Source organism: Streptomyces tirandamycinicus, from assembly GCF_003097515.1.
Taxonomy (GTDB): Bacteria; Actinomycetota; Actinomycetes; order Streptomycetales; family Streptomycetaceae; genus Streptomyces; species Streptomyces tirandamycinicus.
The window spans coordinates 4,340,098-4,362,790 of record NZ_CP029188.1 but is presented as its reverse complement, the minus strand read 5'-3'; the positions used below and the strand labels follow the sequence as shown (position 1 = coordinate 4,362,790).

The 22,693-nt window shown below is 70.9% G+C and carries 15 protein-coding genes and 1 pseudogene; 9 read left to right on the top strand and 7 right to left on the bottom strand.

The features are described 5' to 3' along the window. Positions 1 to 87: 87 nt before the first annotated feature. On the top strand, positions 88 to 6,330 hold the full coding sequence (locus DDW44_RS19395) for an RHS repeat-associated core domain-containing protein (RefSeq protein ID WP_425275697.1): 6,243 nt from the start codon (positions 88 to 90) through the stop codon (positions 6,328 to 6,330). Between the two features lie 81 nt (positions 6,331 to 6,411). Next, positions 6,412 to 6,702 (top strand): hypothetical protein, encoded by a 291-nt coding sequence (locus DDW44_RS19390; RefSeq protein WP_208647981.1) that lies wholly within the window; start codon positions 6,412 to 6,414, stop codon positions 6,700 to 6,702. An 836-nt stretch (positions 6,703 to 7,538) separates the two neighbouring features. Here the strand turns inward: DDW44_RS19390 and DDW44_RS19385 are convergent. The 4 genes and pseudogenes from DDW44_RS19385 to DDW44_RS19370 form a co-directional block, all read right to left on the bottom strand. Further along, a pseudogene (locus tag DDW44_RS19385) lies at positions 7,539 to 7,823 on the bottom strand (transposase); the annotation flags it as partial. 89 nt (positions 7,824 to 7,912) lie between these two features. Then, complete coding sequence (gene mptB / locus DDW44_RS19380) at positions 7,913 to 9,538, bottom strand: polyprenol phosphomannose-dependent alpha 1,6 mannosyltransferase MptB (protein ID WP_483027314.1); 1,626 nt, start codon at positions 9,536 to 9,538, stop codon at positions 7,913 to 7,915. 199 nt (positions 9,539 to 9,737) lie between these two features. Continuing rightward, the gene (locus DDW44_RS19375) at positions 9,738 to 10,391 is read right to left on the bottom strand and encodes a hypothetical protein (protein WP_108907197.1); all 654 of its coding nucleotides are present in this window, start codon (positions 10,389 to 10,391) and stop codon (positions 9,738 to 9,740) included. 12 nt (positions 10,392 to 10,403) lie between these two features. After that, complete coding sequence (locus DDW44_RS19370; protein ID WP_108907196.1) at positions 10,404 to 10,925, bottom strand: ATP-binding protein; 522 nt, start codon at positions 10,923 to 10,925, stop codon at positions 10,404 to 10,406. 105 nt (positions 10,926 to 11,030) lie between these two features. Here DDW44_RS19370 and DDW44_RS19365 point away from each other — a divergent pair, with 105 nt between their 5' ends. The 4 genes from DDW44_RS19365 to DDW44_RS19350 all read left to right on the top strand — a co-directional run bounded on the left by DDW44_RS19365 (position 11,031) and on the right by DDW44_RS19350 (position 14,340). Further along, on the top strand, positions 11,031 to 11,825 hold the full coding sequence (locus DDW44_RS19365) for a helix-turn-helix domain-containing protein (RefSeq protein WP_108907195.1): 795 nt from the start codon (positions 11,031 to 11,033) through the stop codon (positions 11,823 to 11,825). After that, positions 11,822 to 12,064 carry a DUF397 domain-containing protein gene (locus DDW44_RS19360; protein WP_108907194.1) on the top strand — a complete coding sequence of 81 codons (243 nt, stop codon included), beginning with the start codon at positions 11,822 to 11,824 and terminating at the stop codon, positions 12,062 to 12,064. The genes DDW44_RS19365 and DDW44_RS19360 overlap by 4 nt, the downstream gene beginning before the upstream one ends. Then, positions 12,061 to 13,452, top strand: coding sequence for a cytochrome P450 (locus tag DDW44_RS19355; protein WP_108907193.1), 1,392 nt, complete (start codon positions 12,061 to 12,063; stop codon positions 13,450 to 13,452). Before DDW44_RS19360 ends, DDW44_RS19355 begins: the two co-directional genes overlap by 4 nt. 348 nt (positions 13,453 to 13,800) lie before the next feature. Further along, positions 13,801 to 14,340 (top strand): hypothetical protein, encoded by a 540-nt coding sequence (locus DDW44_RS19350; RefSeq protein ID WP_108907192.1) that lies wholly within the window; start codon positions 13,801 to 13,803, stop codon positions 14,338 to 14,340. 173 nt (positions 14,341 to 14,513) lie between these two features. Here the strand turns inward: DDW44_RS19350 and DDW44_RS19345 are convergent, their stop codons facing one another. Continuing rightward, positions 14,514 to 15,146 carry an alpha-ketoglutarate-dependent dioxygenase AlkB gene (locus tag DDW44_RS19345; RefSeq protein ID WP_018889155.1) on the bottom strand — a complete coding sequence of 211 codons (633 nt, stop codon included), beginning with the start codon at positions 15,144 to 15,146 and terminating at the stop codon, positions 14,514 to 14,516. Positions 15,147 to 15,340: 194 nt separating this feature from the next. On the opposite strand from DDW44_RS19345, the gene DDW44_RS19340 reads away from it, so the two are divergent. Beyond that, positions 15,341 to 16,552: a pyridoxal phosphate-dependent aminotransferase gene (locus tag DDW44_RS19340; protein WP_108907191.1), complete on the top strand. Its 1,212-nt coding sequence runs from the start codon at positions 15,341 to 15,343 to the stop codon at positions 16,550 to 16,552. Between the two features lie 113 nt (positions 16,553 to 16,665). After that, positions 16,666 to 17,052 (top strand): SCO4983 family protein, encoded by a 387-nt coding sequence (locus DDW44_RS19335; RefSeq protein WP_108907190.1) that lies wholly within the window; start codon positions 16,666 to 16,668, stop codon positions 17,050 to 17,052. A 190-nt stretch (positions 17,053 to 17,242) separates the two neighbouring features. On the opposite strand, the gene DDW44_RS19330 is transcribed toward DDW44_RS19335, so the two are convergent. Further along, on the bottom strand, positions 17,243 to 19,066 hold the full coding sequence (locus tag DDW44_RS19330; protein WP_108907189.1) for a phosphoenolpyruvate carboxykinase (GTP): 1,824 nt from the start codon (positions 19,064 to 19,066) through the stop codon (positions 17,243 to 17,245). 195 nt (positions 19,067 to 19,261) lie between these two features. Here DDW44_RS19330 and trhA point away from each other — a divergent pair, with 195 nt between their 5' ends. After that, positions 19,262 to 19,939, top strand: a complete 678-nt coding sequence (trhA, locus tag DDW44_RS19325) for a PAQR family membrane homeostasis protein TrhA (protein ID WP_051077659.1) — start codon at positions 19,262 to 19,264, stop codon at positions 19,937 to 19,939. Positions 19,940 to 20,149: 210 nt separating this feature from the next. Here the strand turns inward: trhA and DDW44_RS19315 are convergent, their stop codons facing one another. After that, complete coding sequence (locus DDW44_RS19315; RefSeq protein ID WP_108907188.1) at positions 20,150 to 22,525, bottom strand: galactose oxidase early set domain-containing protein; 2,376 nt, start codon at positions 22,523 to 22,525, stop codon at positions 20,150 to 20,152. Positions 22,526 to 22,693: the final 168 nt, after the last annotated feature.

Here is a 22,693-nt window from a genome sequence, read left to right as displayed (position 1 = left end):
ACGATTCACCAACCCGCTCCGAAGGAGCGAGGGCGGCTGTGGTCCGGGGGGAGCCTGCGCTACATAGCGGGCAGCCTCACCCTGGCCCTGACCGTCACTCTGCTCGACGGCGCGAGTGCCGCCGCCGCGCCGCGACCGCAGGCACCGGCCGCATCGAGCAAGCCGGCCACCACCCAGGCGGCGGACATCCCGTCGGCCCGTGTCGCCGCCCGCCTGTCGGGCAAGCGGGTCGAGGCGCTCTCGGAGCGTACGGAGACATCCACGACCTGGGCGAACAAGGACGGTTCGCTGACGACCGAGCTGACCGCCGGCCCTGTCCGGTTCCAGGACGACACGGCGGCCGGGGGCTGGCGTGATGTGGACCTGGACCTGGTCAGCCACACCGACGGCGTGGAGCCCAAGGCCCACCCCCGTGGGCTGAAGCTGGCAGGCAGGACGGGCGCCCCGGCCGCCTCCCTGAAGGCGGCCCAGGCGTCCAAGGGCGTCGATCTGGTGACCCTCGGCGAGGGCGACGAGCAGATCACGCTGCAGTGGAAGGGCGGGCTGCCCGCGCCGAAGCTGGACGGCACACGCGCCGAGTATGTGAACGCCGTGCCCGGCGCCGACGTCGTCGTCGAGGCGACGCGCACCGGTTTCGAGCAGTTCGTCGAGATCAAGCAGAAGCCCGTCTCCGAGGGCTACACCTACACCCTGCCGCTGAAGGCCAAGGGTCTGAAGGTCGAGCAGCAGGCCGACGGCAGCGTGCTCTTCACGGACAGGAAGTCCAAGAAGCAGGCCGTGATGCCGGCGCCGGTGATGTGGGACGCCACCGTCGACAAGGTCTCCGGTGAGCACACCCACCGGGCCAGGGTCGCCATGAAGGTCGTCAAGACCAAGGGCGGCGTGGACCTGGTCATCACCCCGGACGCGACGTTCCTCGCCGACCCGGCCACGAAGTACCCGGTGACGGTGGACCCCTCGACCTCGTCGCTGGGCAACGTCTTCGACACCTACGTCCAGCAGGGCGAGACCGTCGACTGGTCCACCGACACCGAGCTGGACCTCGGCAACCCCGGCACCGTGAACGGCAACGGCACCCCGCGCACCGCGCGGTCCTTCATCACCTGGAACACCGAGCCGATCCGGGACGCGCTGGTCACGGACGCCAAGCTGTCCCTGTGGAACTTCCACTCGGGCAACACCGACTGCCAGGCGTACCCGTGGGAGGTCTGGTCCACCGGGGCGGCCTCCACGTCCTCGAGGTGGACCGCCCAGCCCGCGTGGACGGCGAAGAAGGCCACCTCCACCGAGACCAGGGGCAACCCCGCCTGCACCTCGGCGCCGGACGGCTGGATCAACGCCGACGTGACCGCGCTGACCCAGGAATGGGCCTCCGCGAAGGCCACCCGCGGTCACATGGGTCTGCGCGCCTCCAGCGAGACCGTGACCGCCCAGTGGAAGCGGGTCAACTCCGCCAACGCCGCATCCAACCCGCCCAAGCTGGTCGTCACCTACAACTACCGGCCGCGCACCGGCACCAAGCAGGAGGCCGGCCCGCCGTACTTCTCCTACGGCGGCGAATACGTGGTCAACACCCTGACGCCGACGCTGCGCGACACCTTCGTCGACGCCGACGGTGACAAGGTCAACGGCACCTTCCAGATCTACGACAGCGCGACCGACACCCAGGTCGGCAACGTCATCGTCTCCCCGTACGTCCCCTCCGGCCAGGTCGCCTCGGTGACCGTACCCGCCGGGGTGCTGACCAACGGCAAGACCTACAAGTTCCGCACCTCTCCGTATGACGGTGCGCACTACAACCTCGGCTGGTCGGCGTGGAAGACCTTCACCGTCGATACCACCAAGCCCACGGCGCCCGCAAAGGTCACCTCGGCGGACTACCCGACGGGCACGTGGGCCAAGGGCGCCGGCCAGGCAGGCACCTTCACCGTCACCCCGCCCGCCTCGGACCACAACTGGCTGGAGTGGTCGCTGGACGGCGTCACCTGGACCAAGGTCGCCACCGGCGGCGCCACCGGTGACAAGGGCATCTCGGTCACACCGTCCGACAACGGATCTCAGTCCCTGCTGGTCCGCGCAGTCGACAAGGCCGACAACCGGTCCACGGTCGTCGAGTACACGTTCAACGTGGGCCCGGGCGGCTTCCTGCGTCCCGCCGCCAACGAGCGGACCGCCCGCCGGCTGACTCTCGAAGCCGAGAGCGACGCAGCGAAGTACGACGCGGTGTCCTTCTCATGGCGCCGGTCAGCCGCAGACAACTGGGTGACCATCCCCGTCGGGGACGTCACCGAGGGCGGCTCGCCCCTCTCCGCCTGGCCGGTCGCGATGACGAGCGGCAAGAGCGCGGCGCTGGTCTGGAACGCCTCCGGCACCGTGACCCCTGACGGATCCGTCGAGATCAAGGCCGACTTCACCGGCCCGGGCGGGGCGGTCGGCAGCACGGACCCCTTGACCGTCGTGGTGGACCGCAACGCGGACGACGCGGCGAGCGAGGAGGTGGGCCCCGGTTCGGTCAACCTCCTCACCGGTGATTACACCATCGACCAGGAGGACGCATCCTTCTTCGGTCTCTCCGTGGCCCGCACCGCCTCCTCCCGCAGCCCCGACGCCGGGGCGCAGCAGGAGGACCAGGCCCCCATCTATGGGCCGCAGTGGGTGTCTGGCTTCGCCGCCGAAATCAGCGAGTCCGATTACACGCATTTGGAGAAGATCTCCGACACCGCTGTCAGCGTCGTGCTGGCGGACGACAGTCCGATCCATTTCACGGCCAACGCGGCCAAGACCGGCTGGGTGCCCGAGCCCGGGGCTGAGGAGATGACCCTCAAGGGCAGCGTGAGCGGCACCTTCACCCTCTCGGACAGCGAAGGTACGGTCACCGAGTTCACCCGGGCGTCCCCGACGTCCTCCGCGTGGCAGGTCAGCAGCACTCTAGTGAACGGACTGGCCAACTCGGCCACCGCGGTCGTGTCGGAGAACGTTACCGTCGACGGCAAGTTGCTGGCACGGCCGAAGCGGGTCATCGCCCCGACGTCCGCTGCCACCGCCGCGGCGTGCGAGGCCGATCCGGCGACAAAGGGCTGCCGCCTGCTGGAGTACGTCTACGCCTCCACCACGACAGCGACCGCGTCGGCCTTCGGCGACTTCAGCGGCCAGGTGAAGGAGATCCGGCTGTGGGCCACCGCCCCCGGCGCGACCTCGGCTACGTCGAAGTCGGTCCAGATGTACCAGTACGACAACTCGGGCCGACTGCGCCGCGCCTGGAATCCGCAGATCTCCCCCTCGCTGATCACGGACTACGCCTATGACAGCGCCGGACGGGTCACCGGGCTCACCACGCCCGGCGAACTTCCGTGGGCCTTCACCTACGGCAAGGCCGGCAACGACCCGGCCGCGGGTGACGGCATGCTGCTGAAGGCCGGGCGCCCCGGGCTGAAGCAGGGGTCGGCCGATGTGACTGAAGGGGTGGCCAACACCAGCGTCGTCTACGACGTCCCGCTCGCCGGGGCGTCCGCCCCGTACGCGATGGGCGTGTCCGATGTGGGGGCCTGGGGACAACTGGACGCCCCGGCCGACGCGGCCGCGCTCTTCCCTGCCGACACCGCGCCGACGTCCCACTCCGGCGGGGATCTCGCACCGGCCGACTACAAGCGGGCCACGATCCACTACCTCAACACTTCGGGGCAGCGGACCAATACCGCGGCGCCGGGTGGGCGGATCGACAGCACCGACTACGACCGGTTCAGCAACGTCGTGCGGTCGCTCTCGGCCGGGAACCGGGAAACCGCCCTCGGTACGAGCGCGGCGGACCGGGCGGCCCTGGCGGAACTGGGCATATCGGATCTGCCGAGCGCCGAGCGCGCGGAGCTGCTGTCCACCCGGTCCGTATATAACGACACCGGGACCCGGGAGCTGGAGCAGTTCGGCCCGCTCGGGCGGATCGACCTCGCCAGGGACCTGAAGTCCGGCACCACCACCCTGGTGGCCGCCGGTTCGCCGGTGATCGCCCGCAGCTGGACGATCAAGGCGTACGACGAGGGGCGCCCCAGCGGTGACACCGCTGCGGCGAGCGACCAGGTCACCAGCACGACCGAAGGCGCCCAGGTCCGTGAGCATCCGGGTGTCATGGGTGACGCGCAGGTGATCAAGGTCGAGTACGACTGGGCCAAGGGCCTGGCCACCAAGGTCGTGCAGGACCCGGCGGGGCTGGCCATCACCACGACCACGGAGTACGACTCCCAGGGCAGGGTGGTCAAGCAGGGCGCCCCCGGAACGTCCGGCACCGACGCCGGAACGCAGACAGCCACCTACTGGTCCGCCACCGGCACCGGAGCCTGCGCGGGCCGACCGGAGTGGGCCGACCTGCTGTGCAGCACCGGGCCGGCAGGAGACATCACCGGAGGCGGCAGTAACCCGGCCCAGCTGCCGACCATGACCGTCGAATACGACCGGTGGGGCAACACGGCCAAGACCAGCGAGACGGTCGGCGGAACCACCCGTACCATCACGCGCAGTTATGACGCGGCGGGCCGCGCGACCACCGTGCAGATCACCGGCGGACTCGGACAAACCGTCCCCACCGCCACCACCGAATACGATCCGGTCTCGGGTCAACAGACCAAGACCACCTCGCCGACCGGCGGAACGATCACCCGGGCCTACGACAAGCTGGGACGGGAGATCTCGTACACCGACGCCGATGGCGGAGTCACCACCACCGAGTACGATCTCCTCGACCGCCCGGTCAGAACCAGCAACAACATCCCGAGCAGCACCACCTACACCTACGACGCCTCGATCGAGGCCCGCGGCCTACCCACGAAGGTCACCGACTCGGTGGCCGGGGAGTTCTCCACCACCTACGACCCGGACGGCACCATCGCCACGGAGAAACTGCCCGGCGGCTACACCCTGAAGCAGACCAAGGACTCCACCGGCGCGGTCGTCGAACGCGTCTACACGAGGAACAGCGACGAGACCATCGTCTACTCCGACACGGTCACCCAGACCATCCACGGCCAGGACGCCTCCCACTCCGGCTGGTCGGACCAGAAGTACGGCTATGACAACGCCGGACGGCTGACCCGGGTCGAGGACACAGTGGACACCGTCTGCACCCTGCGCGGCTACACCGTGGACAAACGGTCCAACCGGACCGCGGTGAGCACGGCGTCGGCCGCACCGGGACTGGCCTGCCCCACCGCTGAGGGCACCGCCACCACGAGGGCGTACGACACCGCGGACCGGATCGTGGGCGGAGGCTACTCGTACGACGGCTTCGGCCGTACGACCGCTCTCCCCGGATCCACCGTCTCCTACTACGCCAACGACCTCGCCCACCAGCAGACCGCCGGTACCAAGCGCCAGACCTGGCAGCTCGACGCCGGGCTACGCTTCCGCTCCTGGACCATCGAGACCAGCAGCTCCGGCACCTGGAGCCAGACGGAGGCCAAAACCAACCACTACAGCGGCGACTCCGACAACCCGAGCTGGATCGTCGAGAACGCGGCCGGCAGCACGCTAACCCGCAACGTCACCACCGCGACCGGCGCGCTGACCGCCACGACAGGCAAGACGAGCGGCACCGTCCTGCAGCTCACCAACATCCACGGGGACGTCGCACTGCAACTGCCCCTCGACACGGCCGTGGCGCCGACGGCACTGGACACCGACGAGAACGGCGCCACGCGCGCCGGCCAGGCCGCCCAACGCTACGGCTGGCTCGGCGGCAAGCAGCGGTCGAGTGAGACCCTCACCGGCCTCACCCTCATGGGGGTGCGCCTCTACGATCCGAACACCGCTCGGTTCCTGCAGACCGACCCGGTCTTCGGCGGCAACTGCAACGCATACGACTACGTCTGCGCGGATCCGGTCAACGGCACCGACCTCGACGGCCGCTGCGGCGCCTGGGGCAACCCCTTCAAGAAGTGCGACAAGTGGCGCATCCTCATGTGGTCGCGCGGGATGAACTCGTATTGGAGGACCATCCGAGAGGGCAGCACGTCCAACGTCAGGGAAAACGGCGTGAAGTACGGCAAGTTCGGCCTCGCGCACATCAAATCCAAGCACGTCGGCTACGGCAAGAAGTCCAACTGGTTGACCAGTTCCGGAATGATCAGTGACCTGAAGAAGGCGCTGCTCTACGGCAAGTGGAAAGTAGACTGGGAGCACGGGTGGAACAACACGGCCTGGAAGATCACATACTCGTACAAGACGGGTTGTGGCTGCCGGAAGAAAAAGAAGTGGACGGTCACGGCGTTCTACCGGAACATCCCGGCACCTGATGGAAAGCCGCTGGGCGTAACCACGGCATACAAGAACAGGACCGGCTGACACACCGTCCGGTGCCGGACCCGCGTCACGCGGCTGGCACCGGACACTCATTTCACATGGCATTGAGGAGTCTGGCGGCACATGAACAGTTCCGCGGAAGACATCATCCGCGCGGTGGTCGACGCTCTGAAGCGACGAGCCTCGACTCGGGGGGAAACCGTGCCGGCCCTCGATTCGGTCCGTGACCTCGTCGCGAACGACGAGGCGGAGATCGCGATCGACTACCTCATCAACACGGTCAACTCGTTCCGACTTACGTTGCGGAAGGACGAGTACGACCGGCTCATGTCGGCAGCCACCCGGCTGGACTACGCGGACAGCGTGACCGACATTGATCCCCGGTTGCTCGTCCCCACCTCGGACGACGTCTGACGGCCTGGCCCCGGTACCGCCGGGGCCAGGCCCTCGTCATCGGGTGCGCAGGCCACGAACGCTCTCTGCCACTGCCGGAACGGTGAGGGCGGTAACCCGCTGGGCGCCAGCCCAGACCCTCGTTCCACCGTGTGGTGATCGGCCTGTGGACGAAGGAATGGGAAGCGGTGCCCGCTGACCTGCGATGATGGGAGTTCCTACACTTCCAGCACGCACGATCGGCAAGGCACCTCTGAAGTGAAAGTCTTCCACAGCCCGGCGGCCCTGTTCGCCGCGTTCGACGACCCCAGCCTGATCGCGCATGCCGGGCTGGTCCCGACGATCCGGCTGGCCGAGCGGTGCGGGCTGGCCACTCTGGTGGCCGAGAAGGTGAAGCTGACCGGCGCGAGGAGCGGCACCGGAACGGCCGCCGAGGCGAAGACTATGAGCATCGTGGGCGGCATGGTCGCCGGGGCGGGCAAAGGGCATCACCGCGCAGATCATCGTCCTCGCCGACTCCGCGTATTCTCCCACAAGGTCGTCGACGTCTGCCGCGAGGCCGGCGCACGGTTCTCCCTCGCGGTCGCGGTCAGGAAGAAGATCCGCGAGGCCATCGCCACCATCGACGAGGGCGCCTGGACGCCGATCAAGTACGCCGCCGCCGTCTGGGACGCCGAGGAGGAACGCTGGATCTCCGACGCCGAGATCGCCGAGGTCCCCTTCACCGCGTTCACCAGCGAGAAGAAGGTGTTCCACGCCACCGCCCGGCTGATCGTGCGCAGGGTGAAGCGCCTGAACCCGAAGTACGACCTCGACGGCCGGTGGTGCCTGCTTGGCAAGCGCAAGGGCGGCGGCTGTCCAGCGATGGAATCCTGCACGCTCGCCGCGGTGACGAACACGGCGAGGAGGAGTCCGAGCGTGTCGGTGACGATGCTCCGCTTGCGTCCGACGATCCTCTTCCCGGCCTCGACGCCCACGCAGGCCGACGGCTCGGCATTCCGACCCTCCCTATCCCGTAAGAGCCGCCTGAGCAGGCCGTTAAGCTGGGTGAATACGCCCTCGTCCGCCCATTTGGCGAAGTAGCCGTAGCCGGTGTTCCAGTGCGGGAAGTCGCGCGGTAGATAGCGCCACTGGACCCCGGTGTGAGGGCGGCGTGACGGCAGGAAGCACCGGCAGAGCGGCGACGCCTCCTGACCCGAGAGCCGGAGGCTGGCTGCGCGGGGCAGGTCCGTCAGTGAGAAGGAGAAGCGCGCGGACGGCCCGGGGCGGGCGGGGCCGCCGGCGTCGGTGAGGCGGGCCCTCCGTCGGCGCGGCCACCCGGCTCGGGGCCGCCTCCTCCCTCCGGTCCGTCGGGCCCATCGGGGCCACCCGGCCCGTCGGCTCCGGCGCGTCCGTCTGGTCCGGTGCGGGCTTGCCCCCCGAAACCACGCCGCGACGCGGCCACCGCCACCGCGCAGGCGAGCGCCCCCAGCACGAAGCCGTACGGCGGGGTGTGTCCCGAGGGGGCCGTCTCGTACACCAGGCCCACGGAGAGGACCGTCAGCACCCGCACCACCCGGTCGTCCTCCCCTGCGGGCGCGGCGGGCGCGGCCGCGGCGACGGCTGCCGTCCCCCACAGCAGGTACCAGGGCTGCACCATCGGCGACAGCGCTACCAGCGCGAGGAGCGCCAGCCCCAGGCCGTACACGGGATCGAGAGCCCGGCGACCGCGCCACGGGAGCAGCGTCCGGAAGGCGAGGAAGGCGATCACCGCGAGCGCGGCGGCGAGGCCGAGGGTCTGCACCGCGCCCTTCACGGCGGTGAGTTCGGCACCGGTGAGGGCACGGGCGGCGAGGCCCGCGGCCTGGCCGAGGTCGCTGGTGAGCGACAGGGGCGTGTGTATGGTCCCGGCGACGCCCTGCGTCCGCAGCCAGCCGAAGCCGGTGCCGCCGAGCAGCGACGCCGCGGAAACGACCGCGGCTGCCACCAGCGCGGGTCCGGTCAGGCCCTTCACCAGGCGCCGTGCCAGGGGCCCTTCGCTCCGGCGTACCGCGATCAGCCCGATGAAGAGCAGGGCGAGCACCGCCGGGGACTTGACCATCACGGCGAGGGCGACGACCGCGCTGCCCGTCAGCGGCCGTCCGCGCAGCGCCAGCAGCACCCCGGTCAGCATGAGACCGATCATCAGGCCGTCGTTGTGCATGCCGCCGACGACGTGCAGCAGCAGAAGCGGGTTGAGCACGGCCAGCCACAGCGCCCGGGACTGCTGCGCCCCGCACTCGGCGGCGAGCCCCCGTACCGCCCAGGCGACGAGGACGAGCGCGGCGACGGCGAGCAGCCGCATCCCGAGCACGGCGGGCACGAGGGTGCCGCCCGTACCCGCCACCACGGCCTTCGCCAGCAGCAGGAACACCGGTCCGTACGGCGCCGGGGTGTCCGTCCAGTGCCCGCCCACGCTCGCCGCCGCGTCGGCGCCGGACGAGTCCGGGCCGAGCACCGACGGCCCGTGCGCGTACACGTCGTGGCCTTCGAGGACCATAGCGCCCTGGGCGATGTAGCTGTAGACGTCGGCACTGTGCAGCGGTGGTGCGAGGACGAGCGGCGCGGCCCACCAGCCGAGGGTGCCGAGGGTGTACCGGACGCCCGGGCCCCGGCCACCGGCGAGCAGCCTGCCGTACGTCCACCAGGCGAGCACCAGCAGCGTCAGCCCGGTGTACGCGAGGACGGCGCCCGCCGTGGTCGCCGCGGGTCCGTAGGTGGCCCAGAGCCCCCAGGGCTCGCGCAACGGCAGCGCCCCGGCGACGGTGCCCCCGGCCGCGACGGCCAGCGCCCCGGCCGTCCCCAGCCGGCGCGCGCCGGTCGCTCTCCGCATCCACATGAGCAGCAGTTCCGTCCCCACCAGGCCGGCCGGCCGGCGCCGGATCGCAGCCGGGGCACGCAGCCGGGTCACAAGGACTGCCGAGCCTACAGCGCCCTCCCGGCGCGCCCGGCGCACCGCTCGCAGGACCGCACACGAGCCATACGGCCGGGGCCGATCCCGGGGCCGGGTCCGGGTGCGGGTCCGGGTCCGGGTCGGCTCAGCGGGCGTGGAGCATGTACGTGTTCTCCAGCTCGTCCTGTACGACGGTCGCCTTGTTGTCCGCCGTCCTGACGTGCAGGTCCTCGTCCGGGGTGTGCGTGCGGAACCGCCAGCCCTCCGGCAGCCGCAGCCGGTCGCCGAGGGAGGCCAGCGAGTCCGACGTCAGGCCGGGGTCCACGGTGTGGGAGTACGCCTGGAGCACGAACGTCCGGCCATCGGGGTCCTCCAGGGTGTACACCGGCCTGCCGGCCTTCAGCACGTACTCGGTGTCCCGGTCCACGGTGGTGGGCACATAGTGCTTCCCGCCGGCCCCGGCGGAGAAGTCGACGTCCGGCGGGATGCGGACATCGGCGGCCCAGCGGGCCTCCAGGCCGTCGAACTGCTCGACGCCGCCCCAGTTGTACGTGGTGACCTCGTCGATCGTCCAGAACCGGGGCCCGTTGAGGAAGACGACGGGGACGCCGAACCGCGCCGCCAGGGCGCCCGCGTCCAGTGCGTTCCACTTGTCGGGCGGGCAGTCGTTGAGGCCGTAGGTGGTGTAGACGGCTCCCTTGAGGCCGCCGTTCCCGTCCGGTGAGATCAGCACGACCTCGCCGTACCGCTCGTCTCGCATACCGCTCAGATGCCGGGACGGCTTCGCCGGGTCGGACATGGCTCCTCCTTGTCACGGCCCGCCCTCCACGGTCGCGGGAACCGTGGCGGCGGGCCGGGGCCCGCCTTCCGGCGGGCCCGGGTCGTGACGCGCGTCGTCCGCTCCCTCCAGATCAGCACACCCGGGACGGCCCCGCACGCCGTCGCCGATCTCGAACCACACCGTCTTCCCGACGCCGCACTCCCGCGGGTGCGCGCCCCATGCGTCCGCGAGCGCCGCGACCAGCGCGAGTCCGCGTCCCGCCTCGTCGCCGGGTCCGGCGGTACGCGGGCACGGCAGCACCTCGCTCGCGTCCGACACCTCGACCCTCAGCACACCGTCGCTCCCCAGCACGCACCGCGCCCGCACCTGGCGGCCGGGCGGGACGCGGGCGTGCCGGCAGGCGTTCGTCACCAGCTCACTGAGCAGCAGCACGGCCGTCTCCGCCACCTCGTCGGGGAGCTTCCACTCCCGCGACTGCTCGGCCAGGAACGCGCGGGCCCGGCCCGCGCTGCGCGGGCTGCGGGGCAGCCGCCACTCGATGTGCTGATTCATGGCTCATACGCTGCTGGTGCCGCCCCGGCCTGATGAAGTAACGACATGAGTACGCACGGTGGTTGTACCCGACGCGTACACCTGGGACGGGGAGGGCGAACAACCATGACGGAGACCTGGCGGTACTGCGGCAACCAGATCAAACTGTGGCGCACGGAGGCGGGCGTCAGCCGCGAGGAGCTCGGCAAGGAGGCCAACTACGAGTACGAGACGGTGAAGTCGATGGAGCAGGGGCGCCGCAAGCCGAGCGCCAGGCTGCTCCAGGTGGCGGACCAGATGTGCGGGGCGCAGGGGAAGCTGCTGGCGGCGCTGGAGTTCCTGAAGCCGGAGCCGTTTCCGGCGCGCTCGCAGGAGTACATGGCGATCGAGGCCGAAGCGATCGCACTCCACTGGTACGAGCCCCTGCTGATCCCCGGGCTGCTTCAGACCGAGGAGTACGCCCGGGCGCTGATCAGCGAGAGCTGCCCGCCGCTGGACGACGAGACGGTCGAAGAGCGGGTGGGGGCCAGGCTGCGGCGGCAGGAGGCACTGTCGCGCAGGTCGAGCACCATGTTCAGCTTTGTGCTGCACGAGGCGGCGTTGCGCAGCATGGTGGGCGGCGGCGAGTCGATGAAGCGACAGCTCCTACGAGTGCTCGAAGCAGCCGAATTGCGGAACGTCTCCGTCCAGGCGCTGCCCATGGGCCGATGCAGCGGCCTGGCACTGGCGGGCCCGTTGGTCCTGCTGGAGACCCCCGACCATGAGCACTACGCCTTCGCGGAAGGACAGACGACCAGCGCGCTCTACGCCGAACACGCCAAGATCAGTGAGCTGACCCAGCGTCATGACATGATCCGCAGGCACGCCCTCTGCATTGAGGACTCAGCCGAGTTCATCAGAAAGGTGGCCGACGAGCTATGAGCGACATACTCACGTGGTTCAAGTCCAGCTACAGCGACGACCAGGGAAGCGCCTGCGTCGAAGTCGCCCTCGAATGGCGCAAGTCCAGCTACAGCGATGACCAGGGCGGCGCCTGTGTCGAGATGGCCGCCTGCCCCCACACCGTCCACATCCGCGACTCCAAGCTCGGCGAGGACGGCCCGCGCTTCGCCGTCGCCGGTGCCGCGTGGACGCGGTTCCTCGGCGGTGTCGGGGCATGACGACGAGCACGCGCGTACCCGGTCCGGCCGGTCTGCCCCTGCTGGGGTCGATGTTCGACCTGAAGCGGGACTCCCTCGGCACCTATCTCGCCGCCCGCCGGGCGCACGGCGACGTCGTCCGCTTCACCGCCGGTCCTCCCGGGCTGCGGATGGAGCTGTACGCGGTGTTCTCCGCGGAGGGCGCCCAGCAGATCCTGGCGACCGACTCGGCCAACTTCCGCAAGGACAACGCCTTCTACCAGGAGATCCGGGAGTCCTTCGGCAACGGGCTGCTCACCAGCCAGGACGAGGACTACCTCCGGCAACGGCGGCTGATGCAGCCGCTGTTCACCCGCAAGCGGGTGGACGGCTACGCCGCCGCCGTCACCGACGAGACCGCCGGGCTCCTGGACCGGTGGTCGACCGCCCCCGACGGCACGGTGGACGTCGTCGACGAGATGACCCGGCTGGCGCTGCGGGCGGTGGCGCGCATCCTGTTCGGCACGGACGTCGAGGCGGCCGTGCCCGTCGTCGAGCGCTGCTTCCCGGTCATCGGCGAGTACACGCTGCGGCGCGGGTACTCCCCCGTCAACCCGCCCCGCGACTGGCCCACTCCCGGCAACCGGCGGGCCGCAGCCGCGATGGAGGAGCTGTACGGGGTCTGCGACCGGATCATCGAGGAGCGGCGCGCGGAGGGGGACGCGGCCAAGGGCGACGACCTCCTGACCCTGCTCGCCCGGGCGGAGAGATCCGCGGAGAGGTCCGAGGAGAACTCCGCGGAGGGGGCCCTGGACGCGTCCGAGATCCGTGACCAGGTGCTGATCTTCCTGCTCGCGGGGCACGAGACGACGGCCACCTCGCTGGCGTTCGCGCTCCATCTGCTCGCCCGGCACCCCGAGCAGCAGTCCCGGGCGCGCGCGGAGGCCGTGCGCATCCTGGGGGGCCGCACGCCCGAGGCGTACGACCTCGACGCGCTGCCGTACCTCACCCAGGTGCTGAAGGAGGCGATGCGGCTCTATCCGGCCGCGCCGGTCATCGGCCGCCGCGCGGTCGCGGACGCGGTCGTGGACGGGCACACCATCCCGGCCGGGGCGGACGTGGTCGTGGCGCCGTGGGTGACGCAGCGGCACCCCCGCTACTGGGAGGACCCGGACCGCTTCGACCCGGAGCGTTTCGCCCCCGGTGCGGAGAAGGACCGCCCGCGCTACGCCTGGTTCCCCTTCGGCGGCGGGCCGCGCGCCTGCATCGGCCAGCACTTCTCGATGCTGGAGTCGGTACTCGCGCTCGCCATGGTCCTGAGCGCGTACGAACTGGAGGCGGTGGACCATCGGGTCCCGGTCGACGCGGGCATCACCCTGCGCCCGAAGGGACCGGCGCGCTGCCGGCTGCGCCCCGCCGCACGGGACTGAGCACCGCGACGGCCGGCTTCCGTCTCGCCGGGCCCCCCGGTCCCGGCGGGGCGGGGCCCGGCGTCCGTTCCCGCCGCGGGAGAGCACCGTGGGCCGTTCGGCGCACGATGGCGCCCGGCCGGGTGACGGCCCGGCGCGGCACACGGGGGCCCTCGGGCCCACGTGGATAGTTCGAGTGCGGGAAGGTCCGTCAGCAGTGATGAGAGGAAAGGCGTGACACCGGACTCGGCACGCCGTCCACGGGCGCATGGGAAGGCTCCGCACGCGGCACGCAGCTGCGGGGGTGACCGGGCTCCCCACCCTCCGGACATTCGACGGACCTCGCACTCGTCGAAAGGGAACGCAAGCATGAAGAAGCTCGCTTGGGCCACCAAGGGCCTTGCGGCAGTCACGGGGGCCGTGCTGGCCGGCGCGGTCATGGCCCCGTCCGCGGCGGCCGCGGACGTCACGCCCGACGCCATGACCATCGCCCAGGAGGTGACCGGTCTCGCGTTCGGGGACGGCAACGGCAAGCGGTGCCGGATCGCGGAGCGCGACATCAGCACGGCCATCGTGGACGATCCGGCAGCCGGTACGCCGGAGACGGTGGTGCGGGTCACGACCGACCGCAAGGGCAACGCCTACCTCTACGACAGCCGCAACCCCGGCGTCTGGACCCCCCTCGCGCTCGTGCCGGGAACCCCGGACTGCACCGAGGACCTCGACATCGTCGCCGACGACGGTGACGGCACCGCGGCCACGGACGAGGTCCTCATCACGCTGCTGGCCGGCAGCGGGAAGATCTACGAGGTCCGCTGCGACATCACGCCGGGAGTGCCGCTCACCGGGTCGAACATCGGAACCCAGTGCGCGCCCGGGTTCACTCAGCTCCCGGGTACCCCCGTCTGAGACTGACCTGATCCCGGTTCCGGCGCGGGCCGCACACCGGGAGGTACGGCAGGGGCCGGTCGCTCGCATCGAGCGACCGGCCCCTGGTGCTTCGCGTAGCGGACCGGGCCGGCGAGCTGCGGGGCCCGCCGCCGGGACGGTCCCCCGGCACGTCGCGCGCCCTGCCGGGCCCCTCAGTTCACCCCGCGCGGCCGGAACTGGACGCTGACCCTGGCCCCCACGGCCCGGCTGGTCTTGGGGACGGCGTGCTCCCAGGTCCGCTGGCAGGAGCCGCCCATGACGACGAGGTCGCCGTGGCCGAGGGCTCTGCGGACCGCCGCGCCGTGGCCGTTCCTGGGCCGGAGCGCGAGGTCGCGCGGGGTGCCGACGGAGAGGATGGCGACCATCGTGTCCTCCCGGGAGCCCCGGCCGGTGCGGTCGCCGTGCCAGGCGACGCTGTCGTGGCCGTCGCGGTAGTAGCAGAGCCCGGCCGTCACGAACGGCTCGCCGAGTTCGGCGGCGTAGTGCGCGGTGAGCGCGTCGCGGGCCTCGGCCAGGACCGGGTGGGGCAGTGGCTCTCCCTCGCGGTAGTGGGCGAGCAGCCGGGGCACGTCGACCTCGCGCTCGTACATCCGGCGCCGCTCGGCCCGCCAGGGGACGCCTTCCGCCAGCTCCCGGAAGAGCGCGTCGGCGCCGCTGAGCCAGCCCGGCAGCACGTCGAGCCAGGCGCCCTGCCCCAGCACCGTGCGGCGGACGCCGGTCAGCGGGCCGAGCCGTATCTCGTCGGTCTGGTCGAAGAGCGATCCCTGGAGATGGACTGGGGGCATGCCCCCAGAGTACCCGGGAAACCGAACACATGAGCTATTCGACCTATTCGACGGCACGGCCCCGCCGGACCGCCCCTCGCCGCCACCCTCACCGCCGCCGGGCCCGACTCCGGCCCCGGCCCCGGCCCTCACCCCGGCCCCGGGGTGGCCCAAAACACGGAGCGCGTCCCGCCGCGGGCCCGTAAGCTCACGCCATGCAGGTGATCCAGTCGACCAAGCTCGCCAACGTCTGTTACGAGATCCGGGGTCCGGTGCTCGAGGAGGCGATGCGGCTGGAGGCGGCCGGTCACCGCATCCTCAAGCTGAACACCGGGAACCCGGCCGCCTTCGGCTTCGAGTGCCCCCCGGCGATCCTCGAGGACGTGCTGCGGAACGTGGGGGACGCCCACGGCTACGGCGACGCGAAGGGCCTGCTGAGCGCCCGCCGGGCGATCATGAGCCACTACGAGACCAAGGGCATCGCGCTCTCCATCGACGACGTCTACCTCGGCAACGGGGTCTCCGAGCTGATCCAGATGTCCATGCAGGCGCTGCTCGACGACGGCGACGAGGTGCTGGTGCCCGCGCCGGACTACCCGCTCTGGACGGCCGCGGTGTCGCTCTCCGGCGGGACGGCCGTGCACTACCGGTGCGACGAGGGGTCCGACTGGATGCCGGACGTCGCGGACATCGAGCGGAAGATCACCGATCGCACCAAGGCGATCGTGATCATCAACCCGAACAACCCCACCGGCGCGGTCTACGACGACGAGATGCTGCGGCAGCTCACGGACGTCGCCCGCCGGCACCGGCTGGTGGTGTGCTCGGACGAGATCTACGACAAGATCCTCTACGACGGGGCCACCCACACCCCGACCGCCGCGATCGCGCCGGACCTGCTGGTCCTCACCTTCAACGGCATGTCGAAGAACTACCGGGTCGCGGGCTACCGCAGCGGCTGGCTCGCGGTCTGCGGGCCCAAGGCGCACGCGACCTCGTACATCGAGGGTCTGACGATCCTGGCGAACATGCGGCTGTGCGCCAACATGCCGGCGCAGCACGCGGTGGCCGCCGCCCTGCAGGGGCGGCAGTCGATCGAGGACCTGGTCCTGCCGGGCGGACGGCTGCTGGAGCAGCGCGACGCGGCGTACGACCTGCTGACGCAGATCCCGGGCGTGACGTGCGTGAAGCCCAAGGGGGCGCTCTACCTGTTCCCGCGGCTCGACCCGCAGGTCCACAAGATCAAGGACGACCGGCAGATGGTGCTGGACCTGCTGCGCACCGAGAAGATCATGGTCGTCCACGGAACGGGCTTCAACTGGCACGAGCCCGACCACTTCCGGATCGTCACCCTGCCGAACGTGACGGATCTGTCGGACGCGGTCACCCGGATCGGCACCTTTCTGGACGGCTACAGCCAGCCCTGACGCCACGGGGGTCCGGAGCGCACGCGGACCGGCCCACCTTCTTCCGGACAGGCCTCAACTTTAGACGCAATCTAAGCTAGGATGGCTCCAGAGCTACTGCAGGAGGCCGTCCCATGTACGAACCGATCCGCTCCAAGTCGGTGCACTCGATGGCCGGCGAGCGCGACTTCCCCCACCGCAGCCGCGAGGAGGAGCTGGACATCCAGCTCGCCGGGCATCTCGCCGCGCTCCTCGCCGTCACCGACGAGCTCGGACTCGCCGCCGACGCGGAGGGCATCGCCGAGCAGGTCGCGAGGCTGCGCGGCGCCCCGCCCGCCCGCCACGCCGGACTCAGCGGCGCCGACCCGGCCGCCCTCCACCACCGCGCCCTGGCACTCGCCGGGCGCGCCCTGGTGGTGGCCGCCTCGCGCGCCGACACCGCCGTCGCGATCCTCGCCGCCGGGCGGATGGACGCGCACACCGCCGCCCTGCGTGACGCGCGGCTGGTCGGCGCCCCCTGACGGCCCCGGTCCGCGTGCCGCGTGACGCGCGGGCCGGGCGCCACTCACCCGCCCCCGGGGGGTTCGGACCCTGCCGGAGTCCGGGGCCGCGCGACGCGGCCGGAGTGCCGCCGGAAGGCCGCAAAGGGCCGGGGCCCGCTCCGTACGCCGTTGTACGGTGCGGGCCCCGGCCTCGGCTCCGAGTGGGGGTTCAGCCCAGTCGGGCGACCAGTGCGCGGTACTCGTCCCACAGCTCCTTCGGGGTGTGGTCACCGAAGGTGTTGAGGTGCTCGGGGACCAGCGCGGCCTCCTCGCGCCAGACGTCCGCGTCGACCTTCAGCAGGAAGTCCAGGTCCTCGTCGGCCAGCTCCAGGCCGTCGGTGTCCAGGGACTTCCGGGTGGGGAGGATGCCGATGGCGGTCTCGACGCCCTCGGCCCTGCCCTCCAGGCGCTCCACGATCCACTTCAGCACCCGGCTGTTCTCGCCGAAGCCCGGCCACACGAACTCGCCGGCGTCGTTCTTGCGGAACCAGTTCACGTAGTAGATCTTCGGGAGCTTGGACGGGTCGGCCTCCTTGCCGACCTTGATCCAGTGGGCCATGTAGTCGCCCATGTTGTAGCCGCAGAAGGGCAGCATCGCGAACGGGTCGCGGCGCAGCTCGCCGACCCTGCCCTCGGCGGCGGCGGTCTTCTCGGAGGCGACGTTCGCGCCCAGGAAGACGCCGTGCTGCCAGTCGAAGGACTCGGTCACCAGCGGGACGGCGGAGGCACGGCGGCCGCCGAAGAGGATCGCCGAGATCGGCACTCCCTTCGGGTCCTCCCACTCCGGCGCGATGATCGGGCACTGCGCGGCGGGGACGGTGAAGCGGGCGTTCGGGTGGGCGGCCGGGGTGCCGGACTCCGGCGTCCAGTCGTTGCCCTTCCAGTCGGTCAGGTGCGCCGGAGTGTCCTCCGTCATGCCCTCCCACCAGATGTCGTTGTCGTCGGTGAGGGCGACGTTGGTGAAGACCGCGTTGCCCCACAGGGTCTTCATGGCGTTGGCGTTGGTGTGCTCGCCGGTGCCGGGCGCGACGCCGAAGAAGCCGGCCTCGGGGTTGATCGCGTAGAGCCGGCCGTCCTCGCCGAACCGCATCCAGGCGATGTCGTCGCCGATGGTCTCCACCGTCCAGCCGGAGATCGTGGGCTCCAGCATGGCCAGGTTGGTCTTGCCGCAGGCCGACGGGAAGGCGGCGGCCACGTACTTCGACTCGCCCTGCGGCGGGGTCAGCTTGAGGATGAGCATGTGCTCGGCGAGCCAGCCCTCGTCGCGGGCCATGACGGACGCGATGCGCAGGGCGTAGCACTTCTTGCCGAGGAGGGCGTTGCCGCCGTAGCCGGAGCCGTAGGACCAGATCTCACGGGACTCGGGGAAGTGCGAGATGTACTTCGTGGAGTTGCACGGCCACGGAACGTCCTCCTGGCCCGGCTCCAGCGGTGCGCCCAGGGTGTGCACGGCCTTCACGAAGAAGCCGTCGGAGCCGAGCTCGTCCAGCACGGCCTGGCCCATCCGGGTCATCGTGCGCATGGCCACGGCCACATAGGCGGAGTCGGTGATCTCGACGCCCAGCGCGGAGAGCGGCGAGCCGAGGGGGCCCATGCAGAAGGGGACGACGTACATCGTCCGGCCCTTCATCGAACCGCGGAAGACTCCCTTCTCGCCGGAGAAGACCTCCCGCATCTCCGCGGGGGCCTTCCAGTGGTTCGTCGGGCCGGCGTCCTCCTCCTTCTCGGAGCAGATGAAGGTGCGGTCCTCGACGCGCGCCACGTCCGTGGGGTCGGAGGCCGCGTAGTAGGAGTTCGGGCGCTTGATCGGGTCCAGCTTGCGGAACGTGCCCTTGGCGACCAGCTCCTCGGCCAGGCGGTCGTACTCGGCCTCGGAACCGTCGCACCAGACCACCCGGTCCGGCTGCGTCATTTCCGCGATCTCGTCGACCCAGGCGATCAGTTCCTGGTGGTTGGTGGGGGCATTGCCGGGAGCCGCGATGTCGCGCGCCACGATTGCTCCTAAATGAGGGGTTTGAGGTTGTCGCCCCGTGGGGGCTGCGACCCGGATGCTTCGTAGCCGCTCATCCGGTGCCGACCGCACTCATCTGATCATCCGTGCCCGGTGCCCATCTGTCCAGAGGACCCCTCACGTGAGCATTGCCACTCGGGGGGCGGTCGCCTACGGCCCCGTAGGTAGCATGCCGCCATGACTGCAGCGCCGCCCGATGTGACCGAGATCGATCCACCGCCGGTGAAGCCGCGGTTGCGGGGCTGGCTGCACGCGGGGATGTTCCCCGCCGTACTGATCGCGGGGATCGTGCTGACCGCCCTGGCGGACTCGACCCGCGGCAGGATCGCCTGCGGCATCTACGTGCTCACCGCCTGCCTGCTCTTCGGTGTGAGCGCGCTCTACCACCGGGGCACCTGGGGACCCCGTGCGACGGCGGTCCTCCGGCGGCTGGACCACGCCAACATCTTCCTGATCATCGCCGGTACGTATACCCCGCTGACCCTGCTGCTCCTGCCGGACTCCACCGGGCGGGTGCTGCTGTGGGCGGTCTGGGCGGCAGCGGTTGCCGGAATCGCCTTCCGGGTGTTCTGGGTGGGCGCGCCCCGGTGGCTCTACACGCCCTGCTACATCGCGATGGGCTGGGCCGCGGTCTTCTTCCTGCCCGACTTCATGCGCACGGGCGGCATCGCCGTCCTGGTGCTGGTGATCGTCGGCGGGCTGCTGTACAGCGCCGGGGGCGTGATCTACGGGATGAAGCGGCCGAACCCCTCACCCCGCTGGTTCGGCTTCCACGAGGTCTTCCACTCCTTCACCCTGGCCGCCTTCGTCGTGCACTACGTGGGGATCTCGCTGGTCGCCTACCAGCACGCCTGAGGGGGCCGGGCCGGGGGCCACTCCGGCCGCCCGGAACGGCCTCGACGGACCGGACGGACCGGACGGACCGGACGGACCGGGTGGACCGGACGGACCGGGCGGACCGGGTGGACCGGGCCGTCCGGGTGGACCGGGTGGCACCGCGGCGCGGCCGCCGGTGGAGGTCCGGCCCCGCATGGCGGGACCGGACCTCCGGACACGGCGGGCCGGCTACCTCCTCAGGTCCCCCTTCCCGCAGGTGCGGCCGTCCCGGTCCCGGTCGAGCCGGAGCGGGTCGCGCTTGCCGTTGACCTTCAGCCGGCCGTATCCGTGCGCGGCGAGCCAGTCGCAGCGGGACTTGGTGGTGGCCTTCACCGGGGCCGGGAAGGCGAGCGGCACGCAGACGCCGGCCGTGCCGTAGTTCCGGTCGCAGCCCGCGATCTTCGGGCTGACCGGGGCGGAGTCCCGCTTCCTGCCGTTCTTCTTCGGGGGCGTGCCGAGGTCCCCGGCGAAGTCGTGGACGTGCGCCGACGGGGCGTGCTGCGCTGCCCGCGCCGCGGCGGACGGGGCCCCCAGGTGCACCCACTCGGCCACCGACGGGATCCCGGCCGCGTCCACGCCGAAGAGCATGTACCAGCCGGGCGGGGCGAGGTTGGGGTTGCTGGTGACGTTGAGGTCGATCGTCGTGTCGTCCACCACGCTCATCGGAAGGTCCACGAACCGCTGGTTCGGGTCCGAGGAGTGGGTGACCGCGGCCGGCCGGATCAGTTCCGCCCTGGCGATCGGCCGGTCCACCGTGATCCGCTGGGTGTCGCCGTACTGCCACTCGCCGTCGGCCACCGAGGTGATCCGCGGGCGGGGGCCCTTGAGCAGGTACGGCGGGGTGTAGATGGACACGTTGTGGTTGTAGGTGCCGTTGCCGGGGTTGTCGCCCACGGCCATGACCCGGCCGTCGGGCAGCAGGAACGCCGACGAGTGGTACGTGCGCGGGATCGGGTCGGCCGCGAGGCCCGGCTCGTAGGTGTCGGTCACCGGGTCGAAGAAGGACGCCTCGTACACCGGATCGGCCCGGTCGTGCAGCCCGCCGCCGGTCTCCAGGACCTTGCCGTCGGGCAGCAGCACCGCCGAGACGTACATCTTGCCCTCGTCACCGGTCTGCGGGCGCTTGCCCTGGCCCTGGTCGACGAGGCCCTGCGGCAGCGGCGGACCCGCCGTGTACCGCGGATCGGGCTGCTTGAGGTCGATGATGTCGGTGGTCCGGTTGGCCGCCGGGTTGGTCTCGTTGTTGCCGCCGCCGATGGTGAGGACCCGCTGGTCCTGCGCCGGGGGCAGCAGCACGCTGGCGCTCTCGTCGCGCTGGTCCTTGTTCCGCAGGCCCGGCACGTCGGTGATGGTGTTGGCGTCGTAGTCGTAGATGGAGGCGCCGGTACCGGGGGTGCCGTTGCCGAAGACATGGCTGCCCGAGTAGAAGAGGCGGCCGTCCTGCATCAGGATCATCGACGGGTACAGGCCCCAGAACGACCAGGTCTGGTTGACCTGGTGGAGCGGCAGCCACCGGTTCTCGGTGGCCGAGAACTTCTCCGCGGTCACATTGCCCGTGGAGTCCTCCTTCAGCCCGCCGAAGGAGATGACGTCACCGTTGCCGAGGATCGTCGCCGACGGGTACCAGTGGCCCCCGTTCATGTCGTTGGTCCGGGTGTAGGTCTCGGTCTCCGGGTCGAAGACGTACGAGTCCTTCAGGCCCTGGTAGCCGATCGAGCCGTCGGCCGAGGGATAGCCCTTGTTGCCGCTCATCACCAGCACCCGGCCGTCGGACAGCTGGACGTGGCCGGCGCAGAACATGTCCGCGGGTGTCGGGATGTCCTGGTACGTCCCGGCCACCGGGTCGTACACGGCGGTGGTGAACGTCCCCGCCTGGAACATCGCCGGGTCGTTCCCGGAACCGGCGATCAGCAGCACCTTGCCGTTGTGCAGCACCACCGAGTGCACCGAGCGCACCGGGTTCCTGGTGGGCAGCACCTCCCAGCGGCCCTTGGCGCACTCCTCCGCGGTGGCGGTGCACACCGGGTCCGGCGGCGGCGGGGCGACCTCCTCCATCGCGTAGTCGTCGGTGGTGACGCTGCCGGTGCCGAAGACGGAGACACCCCAGGTGATCTGGTCCGTGTCGGGCGGGATGGCCGGGGTGCGGACCTCGCTGCGGGTCCAGTCCTCCTCCATGGGGAGGGTGCGCAGGTCGGTCCAGTACTGCCAGCCCGCCGTGGTGTCGCGGCGGAAGAGGGTGAGGGCCGTGTTCGGGGTCGTCGACTTGTACCAGAAGGACAGGTCGTACTGGCGCTCCGGGACGACGTGCGGGGCGCAGGCGGTGGACTCCGTGATGAGCGCCTTGCGGTCGCCGTCCACCCGGCGGGTGAGCTCCACCCTCATCGCGGCGGAGCCGGTGTGCGCGTCCGTGGTGGTGGTGAAGGTGAAGTCGTTGTCGCCCCAGCCCGACTTCGCCCAGCAGAACGGCATGTCGCCGCTGCCGGGGGTCTCGAAGCCGGGGTTCTTGACGAGGTTGGGGCCGGCCGCGGCCGGCTGCTGCGCGGCGAGCAGCAGGCCCGCGGTCATGGCGGCGACGGCGAGCAGCGCGGTCGTCCTCCGGGCCTGCCGGGCGGGTCGGGTGCGTCGGACGGGTCCGACGGGTCCGACGGGTCGGACCGGGCGGACCGGGCGAACCGGGCGGACGGGCCGGCCAGGTCTGAAGAGTCGGGTGAGCCGGGTGAGCGGGGCGAGTCG

Bases quoted from the DNA above. Each gene is read 5' to 3' on its own strand.
- DDW44_RS19390 (WP_208647981.1), top strand. From the start codon at position 6,412: ATGAACAGTTCCGCGGAAGACATCATCCGCGCGGTGGTCGACGCTCTG.
- mptB (WP_483027314.1), bottom strand. From the start codon at position 9,538: ATGTGGATGCGGAGAGCGACCGGCGCGCGCCGGCTGGGGACGGCCGGG.
- DDW44_RS19375 (WP_108907197.1), bottom strand. From the start codon at position 10,391: ATGTCCGACCCGGCGAAGCCGTCCCGGCATCTGAGCGGTATGCGAGAC.
- DDW44_RS19370 (WP_108907196.1), bottom strand. From the start codon at position 10,925: ATGAATCAGCACATCGAGTGGCGGCTGCCCCGCAGCCCGCGCAGCGCG.
- DDW44_RS19365 (WP_108907195.1), top strand. From the start codon at position 11,031: ATGACGGAGACCTGGCGGTACTGCGGCAACCAGATCAAACTGTGGCGC.
- DDW44_RS19360 (WP_108907194.1), top strand. From the start codon at position 11,822: ATGAGCGACATACTCACGTGGTTCAAGTCCAGCTACAGCGACGACCAG.
- DDW44_RS19355 (WP_108907193.1), top strand. From the start codon at position 12,061: ATGACGACGAGCACGCGCGTACCCGGTCCGGCCGGTCTGCCCCTGCTG.
- DDW44_RS19350 (WP_108907192.1), top strand. From the start codon at position 13,801: ATGAAGAAGCTCGCTTGGGCCACCAAGGGCCTTGCGGCAGTCACGGGG.
- DDW44_RS19345 (WP_018889155.1), bottom strand. From the start codon at position 15,146: ATGCCCCCAGTCCATCTCCAGGGATCGCTCTTCGACCAGACCGACGAG.
- DDW44_RS19340 (WP_108907191.1), top strand. From the start codon at position 15,341: ATGCAGGTGATCCAGTCGACCAAGCTCGCCAACGTCTGTTACGAGATC.
- DDW44_RS19335 (WP_108907190.1), top strand. From the start codon at position 16,666: ATGTACGAACCGATCCGCTCCAAGTCGGTGCACTCGATGGCCGGCGAG.
- trhA (WP_051077659.1), top strand. From the start codon at position 19,262: ATGACTGCAGCGCCGCCCGATGTGACCGAGATCGATCCACCGCCGGTG.
- DDW44_RS19315 (WP_108907188.1), bottom strand. From the start codon at position 22,525: ATGACCGCGGGCCTGCTGCTCGCCGCGCAGCAGCCGGCCGCGGCCGGC.